The 17,733-nt window shown below is 67.9% G+C and carries 13 protein-coding genes; 7 read left to right on the top strand and 6 right to left on the bottom strand.

The annotated features are described in order from the left end of the window. The first annotated feature begins 179 nt into the window (after positions 1 to 179). Both A5732_RS24610 and A5732_RS24605 read left to right on the top strand, forming a co-directional pair. Entirely contained in the window at positions 180 to 1,361 is a 1,182-nt protein-coding gene (locus tag A5732_RS24610; protein ID WP_436971841.1) for a BTAD domain-containing putative transcriptional regulator, read from the top strand. A 176-nt stretch (positions 1,362 to 1,537) separates the two neighbouring features. Then, a complete protein-coding gene (locus A5732_RS24605) occupies positions 1,538 to 3,379 on the top strand; it encodes a serine/threonine-protein kinase PknH/PknJ (RefSeq protein ID WP_076103549.1) in 1,842 nt (613 codons plus the stop codon). Between the two features lie 38 nt (positions 3,380 to 3,417). Here the strand turns inward: A5732_RS24605 and A5732_RS24600 are convergent, their stop codons facing one another. Beyond that, positions 3,418 to 4,002 (bottom strand): hypothetical protein, encoded by a 585-nt coding sequence (locus A5732_RS24600; RefSeq protein WP_076103548.1) that lies wholly within the window; start codon positions 4,000 to 4,002, stop codon positions 3,418 to 3,420. 305 nt (positions 4,003 to 4,307) lie between these two features. Continuing rightward, positions 4,308 to 5,429, bottom strand: coding sequence for an adenylate/guanylate cyclase domain-containing protein (locus A5732_RS24595; RefSeq protein ID WP_436971840.1), 1,122 nt, complete (start codon positions 5,427 to 5,429; stop codon positions 4,308 to 4,310). A 40-nt stretch (positions 5,430 to 5,469) separates the two neighbouring features. On the opposite strand from A5732_RS24595, the gene A5732_RS24590 reads away from it, so the two are divergent. Beyond that, positions 5,470 to 5,967, top strand: coding sequence for a DNA-deoxyinosine glycosylase (locus tag A5732_RS24590; RefSeq protein ID WP_076103547.1), 498 nt, complete (start codon positions 5,470 to 5,472; stop codon positions 5,965 to 5,967). Here the strand turns inward: A5732_RS24590 and A5732_RS24585 are convergent. Continuing rightward, positions 5,964 to 7,349 carry an amidase gene (locus A5732_RS24585; protein WP_076103546.1) on the bottom strand — a complete coding sequence of 462 codons (1,386 nt, stop codon included), beginning with the start codon at positions 7,347 to 7,349 and terminating at the stop codon, positions 5,964 to 5,966. The genes A5732_RS24590 and A5732_RS24585 overlap by 4 nt on opposite strands. A gap of 83 nt (positions 7,350 to 7,432) precedes the next feature. Here A5732_RS24585 and A5732_RS24580 point away from each other — a divergent pair, with 83 nt between their 5' ends. Both A5732_RS24580 and A5732_RS24575 read left to right on the top strand, forming a co-directional pair. Beyond that, positions 7,433 to 7,867, top strand: a complete 435-nt coding sequence (locus A5732_RS24580; RefSeq protein ID WP_076051543.1) for an HIT family protein — start codon at positions 7,433 to 7,435, stop codon at positions 7,865 to 7,867. A gap of 195 nt (positions 7,868 to 8,062) precedes the next feature. Continuing rightward, positions 8,063 to 11,977 (top strand): diguanylate cyclase domain-containing protein, encoded by a 3,915-nt coding sequence (locus A5732_RS24575; protein WP_076103640.1) that lies wholly within the window; start codon positions 8,063 to 8,065, stop codon positions 11,975 to 11,977. Here the strand turns inward: A5732_RS24575 and A5732_RS24570 are convergent. From A5732_RS24570 to A5732_RS24560, 3 genes are read right to left on the bottom strand one after another with little or no spacing between them, the layout of a single operon-like run. After that, positions 11,974 to 13,005, bottom strand: coding sequence for an LLM class flavin-dependent oxidoreductase (locus tag A5732_RS24570; protein ID WP_076051534.1), 1,032 nt, complete (start codon positions 13,003 to 13,005; stop codon positions 11,974 to 11,976). The two genes, A5732_RS24575 and A5732_RS24570, sit on opposite strands and share 4 nt — an antisense overlap. 47 nt (positions 13,006 to 13,052) lie before the next feature. Next, on the bottom strand, positions 13,053 to 14,183 hold the full coding sequence (locus A5732_RS24565) for an FAD-binding protein (protein WP_076103545.1): 1,131 nt from the start codon (positions 14,181 to 14,183) through the stop codon (positions 13,053 to 13,055). Continuing rightward, a complete protein-coding gene (locus tag A5732_RS24560) occupies positions 14,180 to 15,007 on the bottom strand; it encodes a uracil-DNA glycosylase (RefSeq protein WP_076103544.1) in 828 nt (275 codons plus the stop codon). Before A5732_RS24560 ends, A5732_RS24565 begins: the two co-directional genes overlap by 4 nt. Positions 15,008 to 15,068: 61 nt before the next feature. On the opposite strand from A5732_RS24560, the gene A5732_RS24555 reads away from it, so the two are divergent. Both A5732_RS24555 and A5732_RS24550 read left to right on the top strand, forming a co-directional pair. Next, the gene (locus A5732_RS24555; RefSeq protein ID WP_076103543.1) at positions 15,069 to 16,310 is read left to right on the top strand and encodes an MFS transporter; all 1,242 of its coding nucleotides are present in this window, start codon (positions 15,069 to 15,071) and stop codon (positions 16,308 to 16,310) included. 20 nt (positions 16,311 to 16,330) lie between these two features. Continuing rightward, the gene (locus A5732_RS24550) at positions 16,331 to 17,698 is read left to right on the top strand and encodes an FAD-binding oxidoreductase (protein ID WP_076103542.1); all 1,368 of its coding nucleotides are present in this window, start codon (positions 16,331 to 16,333) and stop codon (positions 17,696 to 17,698) included. The last annotated feature ends 35 nt before the right edge of the window (positions 17,699 to 17,733 follow it).

Below are 17,733 nucleotides of genomic sequence, written 5' to 3'. Positions count from 1 at the left end.
TCCAATTCGTGCGGGCCGTCTACTATCGCGCTGGGTACGAACACATTTCAGTCATCCGATAGCAGGGCACCGTGTTCTGGCGGGCCGATCAATTCGACGACATGCCGCCCGAGCTCGACGGTTTGTCAGGATTGTCAACGAATCCGACCGGTTGGCGTCACAATCACAACTGTGACCTCATGGCATCCGACGGCGCGGACGCGGAAAGGCTGGTAGGCGCGATGGCGGACAAACGTCTCGAATTCGGTCTGCTCGGGCCGTTGGAGATGAGCGTTGACGGTGTCCTGGTGCCGCTCGGCACGCCCAAACAGCGGGCGGTGCTGGCCCTGCTGCTGATGAACCGCAACAGCCCGGTCGGCGTCGACCGGCTTATCACCGCACTGTGGGACGAGTCGCCGCCGTCGGGGGCGCGGGCCAGCATTCACTCCTACGTGTCCAACCTGCGCAAGCTGCTGACCGGCGCCGGCGTGGACCCGCGCACCGTACTGGTCGCGGCGCCGCCGGGGTATCGGCTCAACATCCCCGATGACACTTGCGATCTCGGCCGCTTCATCGCCGAAAAATCCGCCGGCGTACACGCGGCGGCCGCGGGACGCTTCGAACAGGCCAGCCAGCACCTGTCTGCGGCCCTGGCCGAATGGCGCGGCCCGGTGCTCGAGGACCTGGAAGACTTCCGGTTCGTCGACGCCTTCGCCACGTCACTCGTCGAGGAGAAGATCCTGACCCACACGGCGCAGGCCGAGGCCGAAATCGCCTGCGGACGTGCATTTACCGTGATCACCGAGCTGGAAGCGCTGACGGCCGAACATCCTTACCGCGAGCAGCTGTGGGCCCAGTTGATGACCGCCTACTACCTGACCGACCGCCAATCCGACGCGCTGGCGGCCTATCGCCGCGTGCAGAAGTCACTCGCCGACGACCTCGGGATCGATCCGGGCCAGAACCTGCGCGCCCTCAATGACCGGATCCTGCGCCAGGAACCGCTGGATGCCAAGAAGAACGCCATGACCACCGCGGCGGTCGCGATCACCGTGCTCGAGCAGTACACGACCGACGACAAGGTGGTCGCCTATCTGCACGAGGTGACCGGGCGCAGCTATCCGCTGCAAGGATCGACAACGATTGGGCGGCTTAGCGACAACGACATCGTGCTCGACTCCCCCAAAGTCAGCCGCCACCATGCCGTCATCGTCGACACCGGAACCGGCTACATCATCGACGACCTACGGTCCTCGAACGGCGTGCACGTGCAGGACCAACGAATCCGTTCGGCCGCCACCTTGCAGGACGGCGACCGCGTCCGGATCTGCGACCACGAATTCACCTTCCAGATCGCCGCTGACAACGACGGCGAGGGCTAGGACCTCGGCAAAGCCGACCGCGTGCTGGAACGCACCGAAATTGTTGCCGTTCTCGTGCGGTGGGACGCCTGCGCGCTTACCGTCATGAGTGCTCAGTCACGGGTTGCGATCGTGTGCCTGTCCGCAATGTCTTGAATGAGAGCGGCAGGCTAGGGGTTGGGTTGGAAGGATGAGGAATGAGTGACGAGCAGTCCTCACGGGCGGGGTCTATGTTCGGCCCCTACCACCTGAAGCGGCTGCTGGGCCGCGGTGGGATGGGTGAGGTCTACGAGGCCGAACACACCGTCAAGGAGTGGACGGTCGCGGTCAAACTCCTCTCCGAAAGCTTCAGCAGAGACCCGGTGTTTCGCGAGCGGTTGAAACGCGAAGCCCGCACCGCCGGTCGTTTGCAGGAACCGCACGTGGTGCCGGTGCACGACTACGGCGAAATCGACGGCCAGATGTTTCTGGAGATGCGCTTGGTCGAGGGCACCGACCTGGACAGCGTGCTCAAACGCTTCGGCCCGCTGACCCCACCCCGCGCGGTCGCCATCATCACCCAGATCGCCTCCGCGCTCGACGCCGCCCACGCCGCCGGGGTGATGCACCGCGACATCAAACCGCAGAACATTCTGGTCACCCGTGACGACTTCGCCTACCTGGTGGACTTCGGCATCGCCAGCGCGACCACCGACGAGAAGCTCACCCAGCTCGGCACCGCGGTCGGCACCTGGAAATACATGGCGCCAGAACGGTTTTCCGACGCGGAGGTCACCTATCGCGCCGATATCTACGCACTGGCCTGCGTGCTGTTCGAGTGCTTGACCGGATCCCCGCCCTACCGCGCCGACAGCGCCGGTGTGCTGGTCTCCGCCCACATGATGGATCCCATCCCGGCGCCCAGCGAGCAGCGCCCGGGCGTCCCCAAGGCCTTCGATGCGGTGATCGCCCGGGGCATGGCCAAAAAGCCCAATGACCGCTATGCCAGCGCGGGTGACCTGGCCCTGGCCGCCAAGGAAGCGCTCAGCAATCCCGACCAGGACCGCGCCGCCACCATCTTGCGTCGCAGCCAGGAAGCCGCACTGCCCACCGTCGGTAACTCCGGCGCTCAGGCCCACGCCGCTCCAGCGCCTCCGCCGGCGTACCAGCCCACGTTCAACACCCCGCCGCCGTCGCCATTACCATTGCAGGGCGCTCAGGCGTGGACCCCCACCAGCGGCCCGATCCCGGCGCCCGGCCCGCCCGCGCCGCCGTATTACCAAGGCGGCAACGCCAATTGGGGCGGCCCGCCACACTTCGTCAGCTCAACACCCTGGGGTCAGCCCCCACCCAGTCCGCACCGCAATGTCTGGCCCATCATCGCGGCCATCGCCGTAGTGCTCGTGGTCATCGCGAGCGGCGTGGGCATCTGGCTGGTCGCCCGGACCAAGCCGGAACCACCGCAGGCCGCCCCGCTGGGACCCGACCGCCTCAGCGGCCTGTTGCTCAGCCCGGCCGACATCAACGGTGTGATGGGCTCGTCGTCGATGCAGCCGGGCAAACCGATCACGTCGACGGACAGCTCCTCGGTGACGGTGTCCGCGCCGGACTGCCAAGGCGCGCTCTACACCACCCAGGATCCGGTCTATGCCGGCAGCGGCTACTCGGCGGTCAGCGGACTGGTGTCCTCGGAGGCGGGCGACAACTACGACCACTGGGTCAACCAGGCCGTCGTGCTCTTCCCGTCCGCCGACCGGGCCAAGAGCTTCGTGCAGAACTCCGCGGAGAAGTGGAAGGGCTGCGCCGGCAAGACGGTGACCGTCACAAACAAGAGCAAGACCTATCGGTGGACGTTCGCCCAGCTTCAGGGCAGCCCGCCGAGGGTCACGCTGATGGACACCCAGGAAGGCGCCGACGGCTGGGAGTGCGAGCGCGCACTCAGCGTGGCCAACAACGTCGTCGTCGACATCAACGCATGCGGGTACCACATCAGCGATCAGGGTGGCCAGATCGCCGACAAGATCGTCGGCAAAATCGACAGCGAGAAGCCGGAAGGCTGACCGGCCGGACCGTTACGGCCCATACCGTTAAGGCGTTGTCACGACTGAAGATCGGGTCCCTGCGCGCGTAGGTCGTCGACCGCCGACATCGCGCCCCGCAACTTGGCCAGCCACTCCTCGGCGTGTTCGCCGACCAGCTTCACCGACCACGCCAGCGCGTCGGCGCGGGATCGAGCGACCCCGGCATCGACCAACGTGTCCAGCACCTGACGTTCGGGTTGCTTCAGCCGCGTCATGACCGGTACGGCGATGTGGGTGAACAGAATTCGCTCGGTGCCCGCCGTGGAGCCGACCTCGACGCCCCAGGACACCTTGCGCCCGTAGCGATCCTGCGCTTCGTCGGCGATGTGCATCCGCTCCGACCGGGTGTCTTCGCGGAATCGCGAAGCTCGCCCGGCGGCGCGGGCCTCGCTGGCTTCGCCTTCCGGACTCGCCGCGTCCGGGAGCTTGCCGATGACGGTGATCTCTTCGCGGTCGACGACCACCGTCGGGTCGCCGTCGAACCAGTCCTCCGGAAGACGACCCGCGAACCATTCCGCGGCGTCGCTGGCGTCGGGTTGCTGGGCCTGCTGCCAGCCCCCCGGGCGGCCGTAACGCCGCCCGTGTGTGTGATGAGCCTTCATGATTACATGATTACACCGTTGCAAGTGTTATGGAATGGCCTTTCACCGGCAGCGAAACGATGGACCGACGCGGGCCAACCTCCAGCCACTTCCAGGCCGCCGGCTCACGGGCGATCGAGGACTCCGGCCAACCCGGAAAACCCGTTGATCCGGGCAGTTCGTCGGCGTATTTTGGTTAGCGAAGCAGGCCCGGAAGCGACCAATTCGAAGTGCCGGAAAACGGGGTAGGAATCCGGCCGCGTAGGACACGCATAAGACGGAGTCAGACGCCCCCTGGAGTCGCGCCGGGCCTGCCCTTGTGCGGGTCAGTCGCCGTCGCCGCGCCGGACGCGAAAGAGCTTCACCTCGCTTTTGATGCCCTTGAGGCGACGTGCGCCTGCGAACGATCCGGAGAACCCACCGCGGTCGCCGATGACGTCCCAGACCGAATCCGCGACCAGGACCGTGCCCGGGCGCGCCACGTTGGTGACGCGGCTTGCGACGTTGACCGGGCTGCCGAACCAATCACCGGCTCGGCTCACCGCCATGCCGGACGCCAACCCCGCTCGCAACCGCGGAAAGTCGTTGTCGGTGTCGACGGCTTCGACGAGCTTGACGATGACGTCGAGCAACGGCAGCGGATCAGGGCAGACGAACATCACCGCGTCACCGATGGTCTTGATGAATCGCACCGGGGGCACCGTCATGTCCCGGGCGAGAATGGCCAGCCGGTTGGCCAGGTGCCCGAGCTCCTCGGGCGATACCGCCTCGCCGATCTTCGTGAAGCCGACCAGGTCCGCGAAGGCAACGGTGATCTGGCGCGCGCCCGGCAGTGGCTTGCCGGCGGCCCGCTCCGCGGCATTGATCGCCTCGGTCTCCATCATGTGACGCAGCTGCATGAACAACATGTGCTCGATCATCGGGCCGAGCATCGGCGCGATCTCGGTCACCAAAGCCTTTGAGGCCTGGGCGATTTCGAGTTCGGTGGCGCCGGGGCGCATGATCGCCGAAAGGGCCGTGTACCGCATGACTTCGGCGGCCCGCGACAGCCCCTCGGCGAGCACCCGCACCACCAGGACCAGCTGTTCGGGATCCAGTCCCAGCTCCACGAATCGTTGCGTGAAGGCGGCGGCCTCACCGTCGGCGCGCATGTGCACGGCCGCGTCGGGGTCGTCCACGCGGACCAGGCCGATCGCGCGCTGCACTTGCTGCAGCAGCCCCAGGTCGATGCCATGGGCCTCGCTGATCTCGCGGGTGGACACGTAGCTGCCGTCGTCGCCGAGGAGGTGGCGGGTGGCCAGCAGCAAGGGTGGATTGGTGGTGCGGATCTCCTCGGCGGTGACGCCCTGCTCGAACAGCCACTTCACCAGCTCGGCGCGCTCCGTGCGCGCGCTGCCCTCGAGCCCCTCGAGCAGATCGTCGATGTCGCGGTCGGCCCCGTCCTGCACGTCGCCAACGTACAACGCGCGCGAGCCATGATGTGAGGTGATGAGCACACCGCTGCTACGGGGATTCCCGCCCGTCGTCGATGAGCGCGCCAGGACGCTGATCCTCGGCTCGTTTCCCAGTGCACAGTCGCTGGCGGCGGGCCAGTACTACGCCAATCCACGCAATGCGTTCTGGTCGATCACCGGTGAGCTGTTCGGCTTCGACGCGGCTGCGCCCTACGACGCAAGGCTCGCGGCACTGCGGTCCCATGGCGTCGCGCTCTGGGACGTGGTGCACGCGTGCCGCCGGGTCGGCAGCTCCGACTCGGCCATTGAGCCAAAGAGCTTGTCGGTCAACGATTTCGGCCAGTTATTCGAGCACTACCCCACCATCACGGCGGTGTACTTCAACGGCGCCAAGGCCGCCGACCTGTTCCGGCGGCTGGCGACGGCGCCCGAGCGGATCCGGTATCAGCGGTTGCCGTCGACCAGTCCGGCCCACGCGGTGCGGCCGGGCGCCAAGCTCGCGGCGTGGACTGTGCTGCTGAGCCCCGCTTAGGAGACCGGCGGTCGCCGCAGCGCCCACGGCCGGGCGGCTTCGATCTGCGCCGAGAGCGACAGCAGGGTCGCTTCGTCGTAGGGCCTGGCGACGAGTTGGACCGACATCGGCAAGCGATCCCCGTCGAAGTCCCACGGAACCACCGCCGCGGGCTGTCCGGTCAGGTTCCAGATCTGTTGGTAGGGAACGTATTGACCGACCCTCAGCAGCGTGGACACGGCGCCGCGGCGTTGATACGCGCCGATGCGCGACGGGCCCGTCGCGGTGCCGGGGGTGACGACGACGTCGACGTTGTCGAAGACCGCCTGGATCCGCGAGATCACCGCGCCCTCGTTGGCTCGGATAGCCTCCATCCGCCGGTCCGAGAAGAAAGACCCCAAACGGGCGATGTTGCGGGTGCGCTTTTCCAGGCGTTCCGGATGGGCCAGGGCGTCCGCGTCGTCGCAGATCCCGCGCAAATAGCGGGGCAGGTAATTGGCGAACATCGCCGAGGCCGGATATTCCGGGTCGGCCATGATGACGTCGTGGCCGAGGTCGCGAAGCAACGCGCCCGCCTGGTCGACCGCGGTCAACTCCGCCCTGCCGACCCTGACCGGGAGTGGCGTTGGGACTTTGGTGCTCAACGCGATTCGCAACCGGCCGGGACTTCGCCGCGCCGCGATCGCGAACTCCCCTTCGGGGCCGGGCACCGTCGACGTCGCATCCAGGAACACCGCGGCGTCCATCACCGTCCGCGTGATCGGGCCGTTGACACTCAGCCCGTACCAGGCGTCGTCGTGCGGTTCGAGCGACACGCGGTCGCGTTGTGGCTTCAGCCCGAACAGGCCACACCACGTCGCCGGGATGCGGATCGAGCCGCCCCCGTCGGATCCCAGTGCCAGCGAAGCCAGCCCGGCGGCGACCGCGGCGGCACTCCCCCCGCTGCTGCCGCCCGGGGTGCGGTTGGGATTCCACGGGTTACGGGTTGCCCCGAAGGTCATCGACTCGGTGTAGGGCAGCATCATCAGCTCGGGCACATTGGTTTTGCCGATGATCACGGCGCCCGCGGCCCGCAACCGGCGCACCACCTCCGCGTCGGAGGTGACGGCGGGCCGGTGTCCGCCGCTGCCGAAAGTCGTCACCTCCCCCGCGACGTCGACATCGTCCTTGATCGCGATCGGCACGCCGAGCAGCGGTAGCCGTTCGCCCGCGTCCAGGCGCTCCTGCGCCACGGCGGCCTCGTAACGGGCTTGGTCGGCGAGCACCACGCGGTAGCAACGCAGCTGGCTGTCCAGCCGCGCGATCCGCTCCAGGTAGAGCTCGAGCAGCTCCGGCGCGGTCAATTCACCGTTGGCCAGCATGCGCGCGTGTGCCGCCGCGCCGGCGAAGGCGAGATCGTTCACCGCGGCAGCGTATCTCGATAATCGTGGCAGGCCCCGAATGGTCTCGGCATTGCCGCGACGCGGCAGCCAGTACCGTGGGCGACATGTCCTGTGTGTTCTGTGCGATCGTCGCCGGCGAGGCTCCGGCCATCCGGATCTACGAAGACGACGACTACCTGGCCATCCTCGACATCCGCCCGTTCACCCGCGGCCACACGTTGGTGCTGCCCAAGCGGCACAGCGTCGATCTCACCGACACTCCGCCGGAGACGCTGGCCGGAATGGTCACCCTGGGGCAACGCATCGCCCGGGCCGCGCGCAGCACCGAATTGGCCGACGCGACGAACATCGCGGTCAACGACGGCCGCGCCGCTTTCCAGACCGTCTCACATATCCACCTGCACGTTTTGCCCCGCCGCAACGGCGACAAGCTGTCGGTGGCCAAGGGGCTGTTGCTGCGCCGCGACCCCGACCGGGACGCCACCGGCCAGATTCTGCGCACCGCGCTGGCCCGCATCGATGCAAGTCAGCCGGATTGAGCCGGGCGACCGATCACGGCCCACGCCCGCACCAACCTGGCAAAAGCCCCACGTCGCGAGCGTCAGCGGCGGTTTAATGCCCTGTAACTCGTGGTGAGGTTGTTCATTCCTTCACCACACAGCAGGGGAGCGGCTGGTGCGGCGATGAAACGCTGGGCGGTGAATCCGTGGCGGCGGTTTGGGGTGCCCGCGCGCATGGGCTGGCTGCTCGCCGGCGCGTACGGCGTCGCCGAGTTGTTGATCGTGTTGTCGAAGTTCTGGGGATCACGTGGCCCCTACGGCACGCGGCCGATCAACGAGGTCGTCATCGCGGTGTGCCTCGCCATCACGGCAGTGTGCGCCGGCTTCGCGGCCCGCCCCAAGGCCGGACGACAGCGATACGGCTGGCTGGCGCTGGTCACGGGCCTGGTCGGCTGGGCGGCCGGCGAGATCATCTGGGCGGTCTACGACGTGCGCCCCGAATTCGACCACGCCGCCAACCCGGCCGCGACCGAGATCGTGCTGCTGTTGTATCCGCTCGGCGCCATGACCTCGTTGGTATTGCTGTCTCGGCTCTCTCGCCTCGACAACTTCCGGCGTCTGCTGCTCGACGGCCTCATCGTGGCGACTTCGCTGTTCGTCATCTCCTGGGTGTTCGTGGTCGAAACTCAGCTGCGGGAGCACACCGGCACCCGGCTGGCGACGCTCGCGGAGGTCTTCAGCGACATCGTCCTGCTGACGACGGCGATCCTGATGCTGTCGCGGGCGCGTCCGGGCGACCAGCCGAGCCGGGCTCTGCTGGCCGGCGGGATCGGGACGATCAACCTTGCCGACCTGGTGCTGGTTTTCGACACCGGCATCGGCAGCTATCACACCGGCTACGTGGGCGACCTGGCCCGGGTCGCCGGGCTGGCGATGGTGGCGCTGGCTGCGGCGGCCAGCTGGCACGAGCATCCCGCGCCGGCCTCGCAAGCATCGCCGGACGAGATGGAGCTGCGCACCCGCCTGTGGCTGCCGTACCTGCCGCTGATCATGGCGGCCGCGGTGGGCTGGGCGCATGCGGCCGGAAACACGCTGCACAAACCCTTGCTGGGCGCGCTGGGAATACTCGTGGCCGCCGTACTGGCCCGACAATTCGTGGCCCTGGTGGAGAACCAGAATCTGCTGTCCGAAGTCGCGCAGGAGGCCTTCCGCGACCACCTGACCGGTCTGGCCAACCGGGCGCTCTTCCTGCACCGGTTGGAGCTGGCCGTCGCGCGCCGGCACCCCGACGGCACACCCATCGCGGTGCTGTGCCTGGACCTCGACAACTTCAAAGCGGTCAACGACGCCCTGGGCCATCCGGCCGGTGACGAACTCCTGGTCCGGGTGGCCGGCCGGCTCACCGCCGCCCTGGGTGACGCGGGCACCATCGCCCGGCTGGGCGGCGACGAATTCGCGGCGGTCATCGAAACCTCCGTCGAAGAATCGCAGGCGGCCGCGCACCGCATCCTCGACGCATTCACCGGAGCCATTTTGATCGACGGCATTCCGATCACGGTGCGGCCGAGCATCGGATTCACAGTGGCCACCGGCTCGGCGAACTGCACCGTCGATCAGCTGCTGAGACACGCCGACTTGGCTATGTACGCCGCCAAACGCGAAGGCGGACAATGCATCCGCAGCTTCATGCCCGACTTGCCGCTGCCATATGCGTTTCCGGCGGCGCCGGATTCGCACAGATCGCCCGTGGCCTCCCGTGTTATCAGTGATGGCAACGGCGATACGCCGCGCGATTCCCGCCCGGCCGCCGAGGTCGCGACCGCGGCACCGAGCCCGCCCGAGGACGCTCCCGACGCCGTCCGCTGGCCGCCGCGGGACGTTCGGGCCGCAATCGCGCTGCTGGCAGTCGGATTGGTCGCCTTCACCGTGTCCAGCGCCGTGCGTCCGAATGCCGGGCACGGCATCGTCTCGGCCGCCGCGCTGTATACGGCGTTGACCGTGGTCGCGGCGGCACTGATCGCCCTTCGCGCCTACCGTGTCCCGGCCGACCGGATCGGCTGGGCGCTGATCGCCGCGGGCATGGCGTCCTCGGCGGTGGGTGACATCGTCTATGCCCTGTGGGTGCCGAGCGGCCGATCCCCGTCGGTGGCCGACCCCGAATACCTGGCGTACTACCCCTTCGTCTACGCCGGGCTGTTGCTGCTCATGCGGGCACGGCTCAAGCGGCTCCCGGTCCCGATTCAGCTCGACTCGTTCATCTGCGCTTTGACGTTGGCGGCGGTGGCCGCGGCGTTGACGGCCGGCCCGATCCGGGCCGCCGCGGTACACAGCGCGGCGACCGTATGGGTTGGGCTGGCCTATCCGTGGAGCGATCTGGTGCTCCTGGCCCTGGCCGCCGGCATGTTGCCAATCCTCGGCTGGCGCAACGAAATTCGCTGGGCGCTGCTGGTGGCCGGATTGGTCCTGTTCGCGGTCGCGGATGCCGCCTATCTCTTCCAGACGTCCGCCGGCTTGTACCGGGCCGGCTCGCTGCTGGATGCGTGCTGGGCCGCGTCGTCGTTGCTCATCGCGATGGCGAGCTGGGCCAGATCGCCGTCGTTCACGCAACCACCCCGAGGCCGATACGGGCCCTACATCACTCCGGTGGTGTCCGCCATCGTGGCGCTGGGCGTGATCGTCCTGGCACATCATTCGGGACTCGCCGCGACGCTGGCGGCGTTGAGCCTTGTCGTGGCGACCGGTCGGTTCGCGCTGACCTTCCGCAACGCGAGCCTGCTGGAGACGAACGACAGACTCGGGATGATCGACGAGTTGACGGCACTGCCGAACCGGCGCTCACTGGCGACGGCCCTGACCGGGTTGCCCGTTTCGCCGCCATCGGGAACGCGGTCGATTCCGACCAGAGCACACGCGCGCCGCGCGCTGTTGTTGTTGAGCCTGAGCGATTTTCACGAGATCACCGACTCGATCGGCAGGCAGTTCGGTGATGAGCTGCTATGCCATATCGCAAATCGACTGGCCGGCTGCGTCCGTCGTGATGATCTGCTCGCACGGGTGGGCGAAGAACAATTCGCCGTGCTGCTGTCGGATGGGGCCAACCTCACCGCGGCCAGCGCCTCGGCGGGCCGGCTGCTCGAAGCCTTAAGTGAGCCAATCGCCTTGGATCCGATCACCGTGCAGGTGGACGCCCGCATCGCCATCGCGCTCTGCCCAGATCACTGCGACTCCCCGCAAGACTTGTTGAGTCGCGCCGAAACCACCATGGCGCACGCCAAATCCGCCCGCAGCAAGATCGCGGTCTACGACTCCTCGTTCGAGGTCCATCGCGACAACGACCCGAGCTTGATTGAGGAATTGCGCACGGCATTGTTCGATACCGAGGAGCTGAAGCTGCACTACCAGCCCAAGATCGACGGCCGCGACAACAGCGTCCACAGTGTCGAGGCGGTGCTGCGCTGGCAGCACCCCACCCGCGGAACACTGTTGCCGGAGGAGTTTCTGTCCGTCGCCGAACGCGCCGGGCTGATGCGCAAAATCTCCAACCGCACACTGTCCATGGCTCTGGCGCAGGTCCGCTCGTGGCGCGAAGAAGGCATGCCGCTGACAGTCGCGGTGAACCTGTCGACGACCAACCTGCTGGACATCGAACTCGTCGGCACCGTCGAGCGACTACTCGCCAATTACGATCTGCCCGCCGAGGCGCTCATCCTCGAGATCACCGAGAGCGCGCTGGTGGATTCCGTGCGATCCCGCAACACCGTCGCCGCGCTGCAGGGCCTGGGAATCCGCATCTCGCTCGACGATTACGGCACCGGTTGGTCGTCATTGGCTCGCCTGCAAGAGGTTTCGGTCGACGAGCTGAAACTCGACCGAATCTTCGTGTCGCGGCTGGCCCACGACGCGCGCTCGGTCGCCATCGTGCGGTCGACGGTGGCGCTGGCGTCCAACCTGGGTGCCGATCTGGTCGCCGAGGGAGTCGAAAACGAGGCCACCCTGCACGCCCTGCGGCGGTATGGCTGCAACATCACCCAGGGCTTCGTGCACAGCCCGCCGCTGCCGCCGGATGACCTGCGGGACTGGATCGCCAGCCACGCGCCGAATCCTCAGCCCAGCCGGTCCAACGAGCGGGCGCGTTCGAACGAGGGCTAGAACAGCTCCTTGGCCAGTAGCTCCAGCGTCGCGACGCGCGCCGGTGCGGTGTCAGGATCGGTGCCGCGGCGCGCCGAGGCCACCGGGTTCACCATGACCTCGTCGACGCCGAACCGGTCGGCCAGCGCCCGGATCTGGTCGGCGGCTTCAGCCGGTGCCCCCAAAACGGCGCGTTGCAGGCCACTCTCGACGATCCGCTGTTGCTGTCCGGTCAATTCGGCGACCGCGGCCTCCTCGACCAGCGGCACGGGCCCCAGCGGCTGGCCGGTCCGGAGCCGGGCCATCATCTGCAGGTTGGGCAACATCAAAGCCGTTGCCTCTTCCCGCGTTTCGGCCACCGCCGCGTTCACCGTCAGAAACGTCAGCGGCTCGGCCGTCAACTCACTAGGCTTGAATCGCGAGCGGTACACCTCGAGCGCCTCTTCGGTTCCGTTGCCGGAGAAGTGATGTGCGAACACATACGGCAGCCCCTTGGCGGCGGCCAGATGCGCCGAGTACATCGACGAGCCCAGCAGCCACAGACGCGGTTCACCCGCCGCGGCCGGGGTGGCCCTGAGGGTGTAATCACCCGAGCGCAGCGGAACCCGCACGCCGCGAGCGCTCATCAGCGCCGCCACGTCGTCGAGGTATTCGGGGAAGTTCTCGATGTCACGATCGTCCCGACCGCCGCGCAGGGCATACGACGTCACCGGATCCGATCCGGGCGCCCGGCCGATGCCGAGGTCGATCCGGCCCGGGGCGGCGGCTTCCAGCAGCGCGAACTGCTCGGCCACCGCCAGCGGGGCGTGATTGGGCAGCATCACGCCGCCCGACCCGAGCCGCAGCTGCGAGGTCTGCGCGGCCAGGTAAGCGAGCACCACCGGTGGGCTGGTGGCACCCACCGACGGCATGTTGTGGTGCTCGGCGACCCAGTAGCGGGTGAAACCCAGCCGGTCGGCGGCCTGCGCGAGCTGCACGGTGGCCGCCAGGGCCCCACCAGTCGTCTGGTCGGTGCGCACCGGGATGAGGTCAAGGACGGAAAGACGCACGATCGCGTCAACGCGCGCGGCCCCGCAAACGTTCCCGCCGCGCGGGCTCAGTAGTCCTTGAGCGTGATGGAGACGACGATGCGGTCGAATACCTCTTGCGGTATCGGCGCACCGCCCGGAATGTTGTCCACGACCAGCCACTGGTTGCGCTTGACGTAGTCGCTGAACTCGCGGTGATAGTTGGCGAAGCCGGCTTCGTAGTCGATTGTCTCGTCCCGGGCGGCCGCCTTGAGCTCACCGGCCAGGATGTAGGCGCCCAGCAGCGCGACACTGGTCCCCTGACCCGACAGGGGCGAACAGCAGTATCCGGCGTCACCGACCAGCGCCACCCTCCCCCGCGACCAGCGATCCATCTTGATCTGCGACATCTCGTCGAAGTAGAAGTCCGGTGCGGTCCGCATGTACTCCAGCAGTTGCGGGCGAACCCAGCCGTCGCCGGCCATCCGCCGCTCCAGCTCGGCCAATTGGACCTCGGTGTCGCGGTAGTCGATCCGCAGCTCGGTATCCATGAAGCCGACCATGGCCCGGGCCTCGGTGTTGTTGCGCGCGCTGTAGACCCCCGCCATGGTGGCGTCCCCGTAGTGCCACGTCTGCCAGTAGTCCAGGTCCAAGAAATTGGGCACCGTGAAGATCGCCGCGTGGGTGCCCAGCCTCTCGATGAAATCCTCTTCCGGCCCGAAGACCAATCGCCGCACATTGGAGTGCAATCCGTCGGCACCGATCACGAGATCGAAACTGCGCGGCGCGGCGCGCTCGAAGGTGACGTGGACCGCCGCGCCATCGTCCTGCACGGCGACGATGGTGTCATCGAAGAGATACTCGGCCGTCCATTGGCTTGCGCCATAAAGCAATTCGACCAAGTCGTCGCGCAACAGCTCGATGTTGGGACTGTCGATGGGCCCACCGGTGGGTGTCGACTCGGTGTCCCGGGACAATTCGTTGCCGTCACGATCGACGACCGAGGACCCCTGAATTTGCGTCTTGCGCTTCTGGGCGGCGCCCAGCAGGCCCATCCGCTCGAGCACCGTCAACGCCGGTCCGCGCACGTCGATCGCCTGTCCGCCCGGCCTCGGCCCTCGGTGGCGCTCCACTACGGTCACCGAAAAGCCATGCCGCCCAAGCCAAAACGCGGTCGCCGCGCCCGCCACGCTGGCGCCCGATACCAGAACCTCGGTCACTTGATCCCTGCCAGTTCTTTTGCGTCGCGAAAGACGTCGTCGAGCATTGCTGGTGTCAACCTACCGGTGAACATGTTTTGCTGGCTGGGGTGGTAGCAGCCGAGCAATCGCACGCCGGGCGCCAAATCGGCAACGACGCCGTGGCCGAACCGCGGCTTTCGCCCCGCGAAGGTGCCCGGCAGCCGCAGCGCGATCTGCCAACCGAACCCACCCAGGGCCACCACCACGCGGACATCCTCGGACACCAACCGCCATTCGGCCTGCAGCCAGGGCCAGCAGGCGTCGCGCTCCTCGGTCGTCGGGGCGTTGGCCGGAGGCGCACAGCGCACCGGCGCGACGATGCGAACCTTCTTGGTCCGCAACCCATCCGCGGCGTCGACACTGGTCGGCTGGTTCACCAGTCCGGCCCGGTACAGCGCCGCGTACAACTGGTCGCCCGAGCGGTCGCCGGTGAACATCCGCCCGGTCCGGTTGGCCCCGTGCGCGGCGGGCGCCAAACCGACGATCAACAGCCGGGGCCGCGCCGACCCCCAACTGGGCACGGGTCGCCCCCAATACGGTTGGTCGGCAAAGGCTCGGCGCTTGACGACCGCGACGTCCTCGCGCCAGCTGACCAATCGCGGGCAGGCCCGGCAGACGCTGACCAGCGCGTCGATTTCGGGAATCGAACCGGCGTGTTCGGCGAGCTCGACGACGGCGGCGGCATCGGTTGCCACCGGTGTCAGCGGCGTGGCCGGATCGCCCGGCCATCCGGCGCCCGCCCCGACCGGAGAGCCGAACATCTGGCCGGTGCGTGGGTGGGCGAGCACATGAACATCCTGCATGAGTCGAAAAATTCGGTCGCCGCAAATACCGCATTGGCATAAATTCAGCGGCGATATTCCAATGAAAAGCGGCGGCCCAGCATTCCTGATCCTGTTCGCCACGTTGATGGCGACGGCGGGTAGCGGCATCTCGATAGTGGCGTTCCCCTGGTTGGCGTTGCAGCACCACAACAGCGCGCGCGACGCCTCGGCCGTGGCCTTGGCGATGACGCTGCCGTTGGTGCTGTCCACGCTCGTCGCGGGCACCGCGGTCGACTTCTTCGGACGCCGCCGAATATCGCTGGTCTCCGATTCGCTCTCCGGGGCGGCGGTGACCCTGGTGCCGCTGATCGCGTGGGGTCTCGGCGCGGACGCCCTCAACCTGGCGCTGCTGGCCGTCCTCGCCTTCTTCGCGGCCGGCTTCGACCCGGCCGGGACCACGGCGCGCGAGTCGATGCTGCCCGGCCCCGCCGGCCGCGCGGGCTGGTCGCTGGCACGCACCAACAGCATCTACGAAGCGATTCTCAACCTGGGGTACATCGTGGGGCCGGGCATCGGGGGCCTGATGATCGCCACCGTCGGCGGCATCAACACTATGTGGATCACGGCCGGGCTGTTCGGGCTGTCCATCCTGACGATCGGGTCGCTGCGGCTCGAGGGCAGCGGAAAGCCTGCGCGCGAGACCCGGCCCGGCGGATGGGTGTCCGGCATCGCCGAAGGGTTGCGCTTCGTCTGGAACATGAGGGTGCTTCGGACGCTGGGCTTGATCGACCTGGCCGTCACCGCGCTCTACCTGCCGATGGAAAGCGTCCTGTTTCCGAAGTACTTCTCCGACCAACGCCAACCCGCGCAACTGGGATGGGCGCTGATGGCGATCGGGTTCGGCGGCGTAGCGGGAGCGCTCGGCTATGCCGCGCTGTCGAACCATCTGCGACGGCGCACGGCCGTGCTCACGGCGACCCTCACCTTCGGGGCGGCGACCGTCGGGGTCGCGTTCCTGCCGCCGTTGCCGGTGATCCTGGTGCTGTGCGCGGTCACCGGCGTGGTCTACGGACCGATCCAGCCGATTTACAACTACATGATGCAGACCCGGGCCCCGCACCGGCTGCGCGGCCGAGTGGTCGGGGTGATGACCGGGTTGACCTACGCGGCGGGCCCGCTGGGCCTGCTGGTGGCCGGTCCGCTGACCGACGCGGCCGGGCTGAAGGTCACGTTCCTGGCGCTGGCGGTACCGATCCTGCTGATCGGCCTGGTCGCCTGCCGGCTGCCGTCGCTGCACGAACTGGACCGCGCGCCGGAGTTCGCGCAAGGCCCGGGCCCGTGAGGCGGGCCTAGTATCGGGCCGTGAGCTCTGACGCCCTGGCCAGCCTGATCGCCGACCTGCCCGACGGGATGGTCGTCACCGACCCGACCGTGACCGAGGGCTATCGCCAGGACCGCGCGTTCGACCCGTCGGCCGGCAAGCCGCTGGCCGTGGTCCGGCCGCGGCACACCGAAGAGGTGCAGACCGTGCTGCGCTGGGCCGCCGCGCACCGGGTCCCGGTCGTGACCCGCGGCGCCGGCAGCGGCCTGTCCGGCGGGGCGACGGCACTGGACAACGGCATCGTGCTGTCCACCGAGAAGATGCGCGACATCACTATCGACCCGGTGACCCGCACCGCGGTGTGCCAGCCCGGGCTGTTCAACGCCGAGGTGAAGAAGGCGGCCGCCGAGCACGGCCTGTGGTATCCGCCGGACCCGTCGTCGTTCGAAATCTGCAGCATCGGCGGCAACATCGCCACCAACGCCGGCGGGCTGTGCTGCGTGAAATACGGCGTCACCACCGATTACGTGCTGGGCATGCAGGTGGTGCTGGCCGACGGCACCGCGGTCCGGCTGGGCGGCCCGCGCCTCAAAGACGTCGCGGGGCTCAGCCTGACCAAGCTCTTCGTCGGCAGCGAGGGCACGCTGGGCGTCGTCACCGAGGTGACGCTGCGGCTGGTGCCCAAGCAGAACGCGTCCAGCATCGTGGTGGCCAGCTTCGCGACCGTCGAGCACGCGGTCGAGGCGGTGCTCGGGGTCACCGGGAAGCTTCGCCCCTCGATGCTGGAGTTCATGGATTCGGTGGCGATCAACGCCGTCGAGGACACCCTGCGCATGGATCTCGACCGCGGGGCGGCCGCCATGCTGGTGGCCGGGTCCGACGAGCGCGGCCGCGCCGGCAGCGAGGACGCCGAAATCATGGCCGAGGTGTTCGCGGAACACGCTGCGACCGAAGTGTTTTCGACCGACGACCCCGACGAGGGCGAGGCATTCGTCGTCGCCCGGCGGTTCTGCATCCCGGCCGTCGAGGCCAAGGGCTCGCTTCTGCTCGAGGACGTCGGGGTGCCGCTTCCGGCGCTGGGCGAGCTGGTCACCGGGATCGCGCGCATCGCCGCCGAACGCGACCTGATGATCTCGGTGATCGCGCACGCCGGCGACGGCAACACCCACCCGCTGATCGTCTACGACCCCGCCGATGCCGACATGACCGAACGCGCCCACCTGGCGTTCGGCGAGATCATGGACCTGGCGGTCGGGCTGGGCGGCACCATCACCGGCGAGCACGGCGTCGGCCGGCTGAAGCGGCCCTGGCTGGCCGGCTATCTGGGACCCGACGTGATGGATCTCAACCGGCGCATCAAGCAGGCCCTGGATCCGCAGGGCATTTTGAACCCGGGGTCGGGTATTTAGGTCTTGCTTTGAGTAAGTGCCCGGCTGGCGGGGCG

The organism is Mycobacterium colombiense (assembly GCF_001953985.1).
Taxonomy (GTDB): Bacteria; Actinomycetota; Actinomycetes; order Mycobacteriales; family Mycobacteriaceae; genus Mycobacterium; species Mycobacterium colombiense_B.
Note: the sequence above shows the minus strand (reverse complement) of the source record. Positions and strands in the feature narration are given on the sequence as shown.

Excerpts from the sequence above, each read along its gene's own strand:
- A5732_RS24610 (WP_436971841.1), top strand. The coding sequence starts at position 180 with ATGGCATCCGACGGCGCGGACGCGGAAAGGCTGGTAGGCGCGATGGCG.
- A5732_RS24605 (WP_076103549.1), top strand. The coding sequence starts at position 1,538 with ATGAGTGACGAGCAGTCCTCACGGGCGGGGTCTATGTTCGGCCCCTAC.
- A5732_RS24600 (WP_076103548.1), bottom strand. The coding sequence starts at position 4,002 with ATGAAGGCTCATCACACACACGGGCGGCGTTACGGCCGCCCGGGGGGC.
- A5732_RS24590 (WP_076103547.1), top strand. The coding sequence starts at position 5,470 with ATGAGCACACCGCTGCTACGGGGATTCCCGCCCGTCGTCGATGAGCGC.
- A5732_RS24580 (WP_076051543.1), top strand. The coding sequence starts at position 7,433 with ATGTCCTGTGTGTTCTGTGCGATCGTCGCCGGCGAGGCTCCGGCCATC.
- A5732_RS24575 (WP_076103640.1), top strand. The coding sequence starts at position 8,063 with ATGGGCTGGCTGCTCGCCGGCGCGTACGGCGTCGCCGAGTTGTTGATC.
- A5732_RS24560 (WP_076103544.1), bottom strand. The coding sequence starts at position 15,007 with ATGCAGGATGTTCATGTGCTCGCCCACCCACGCACCGGCCAGATGTTC.
- A5732_RS24555 (WP_076103543.1), top strand. The coding sequence starts at position 15,069 with ATGAAAAGCGGCGGCCCAGCATTCCTGATCCTGTTCGCCACGTTGATG.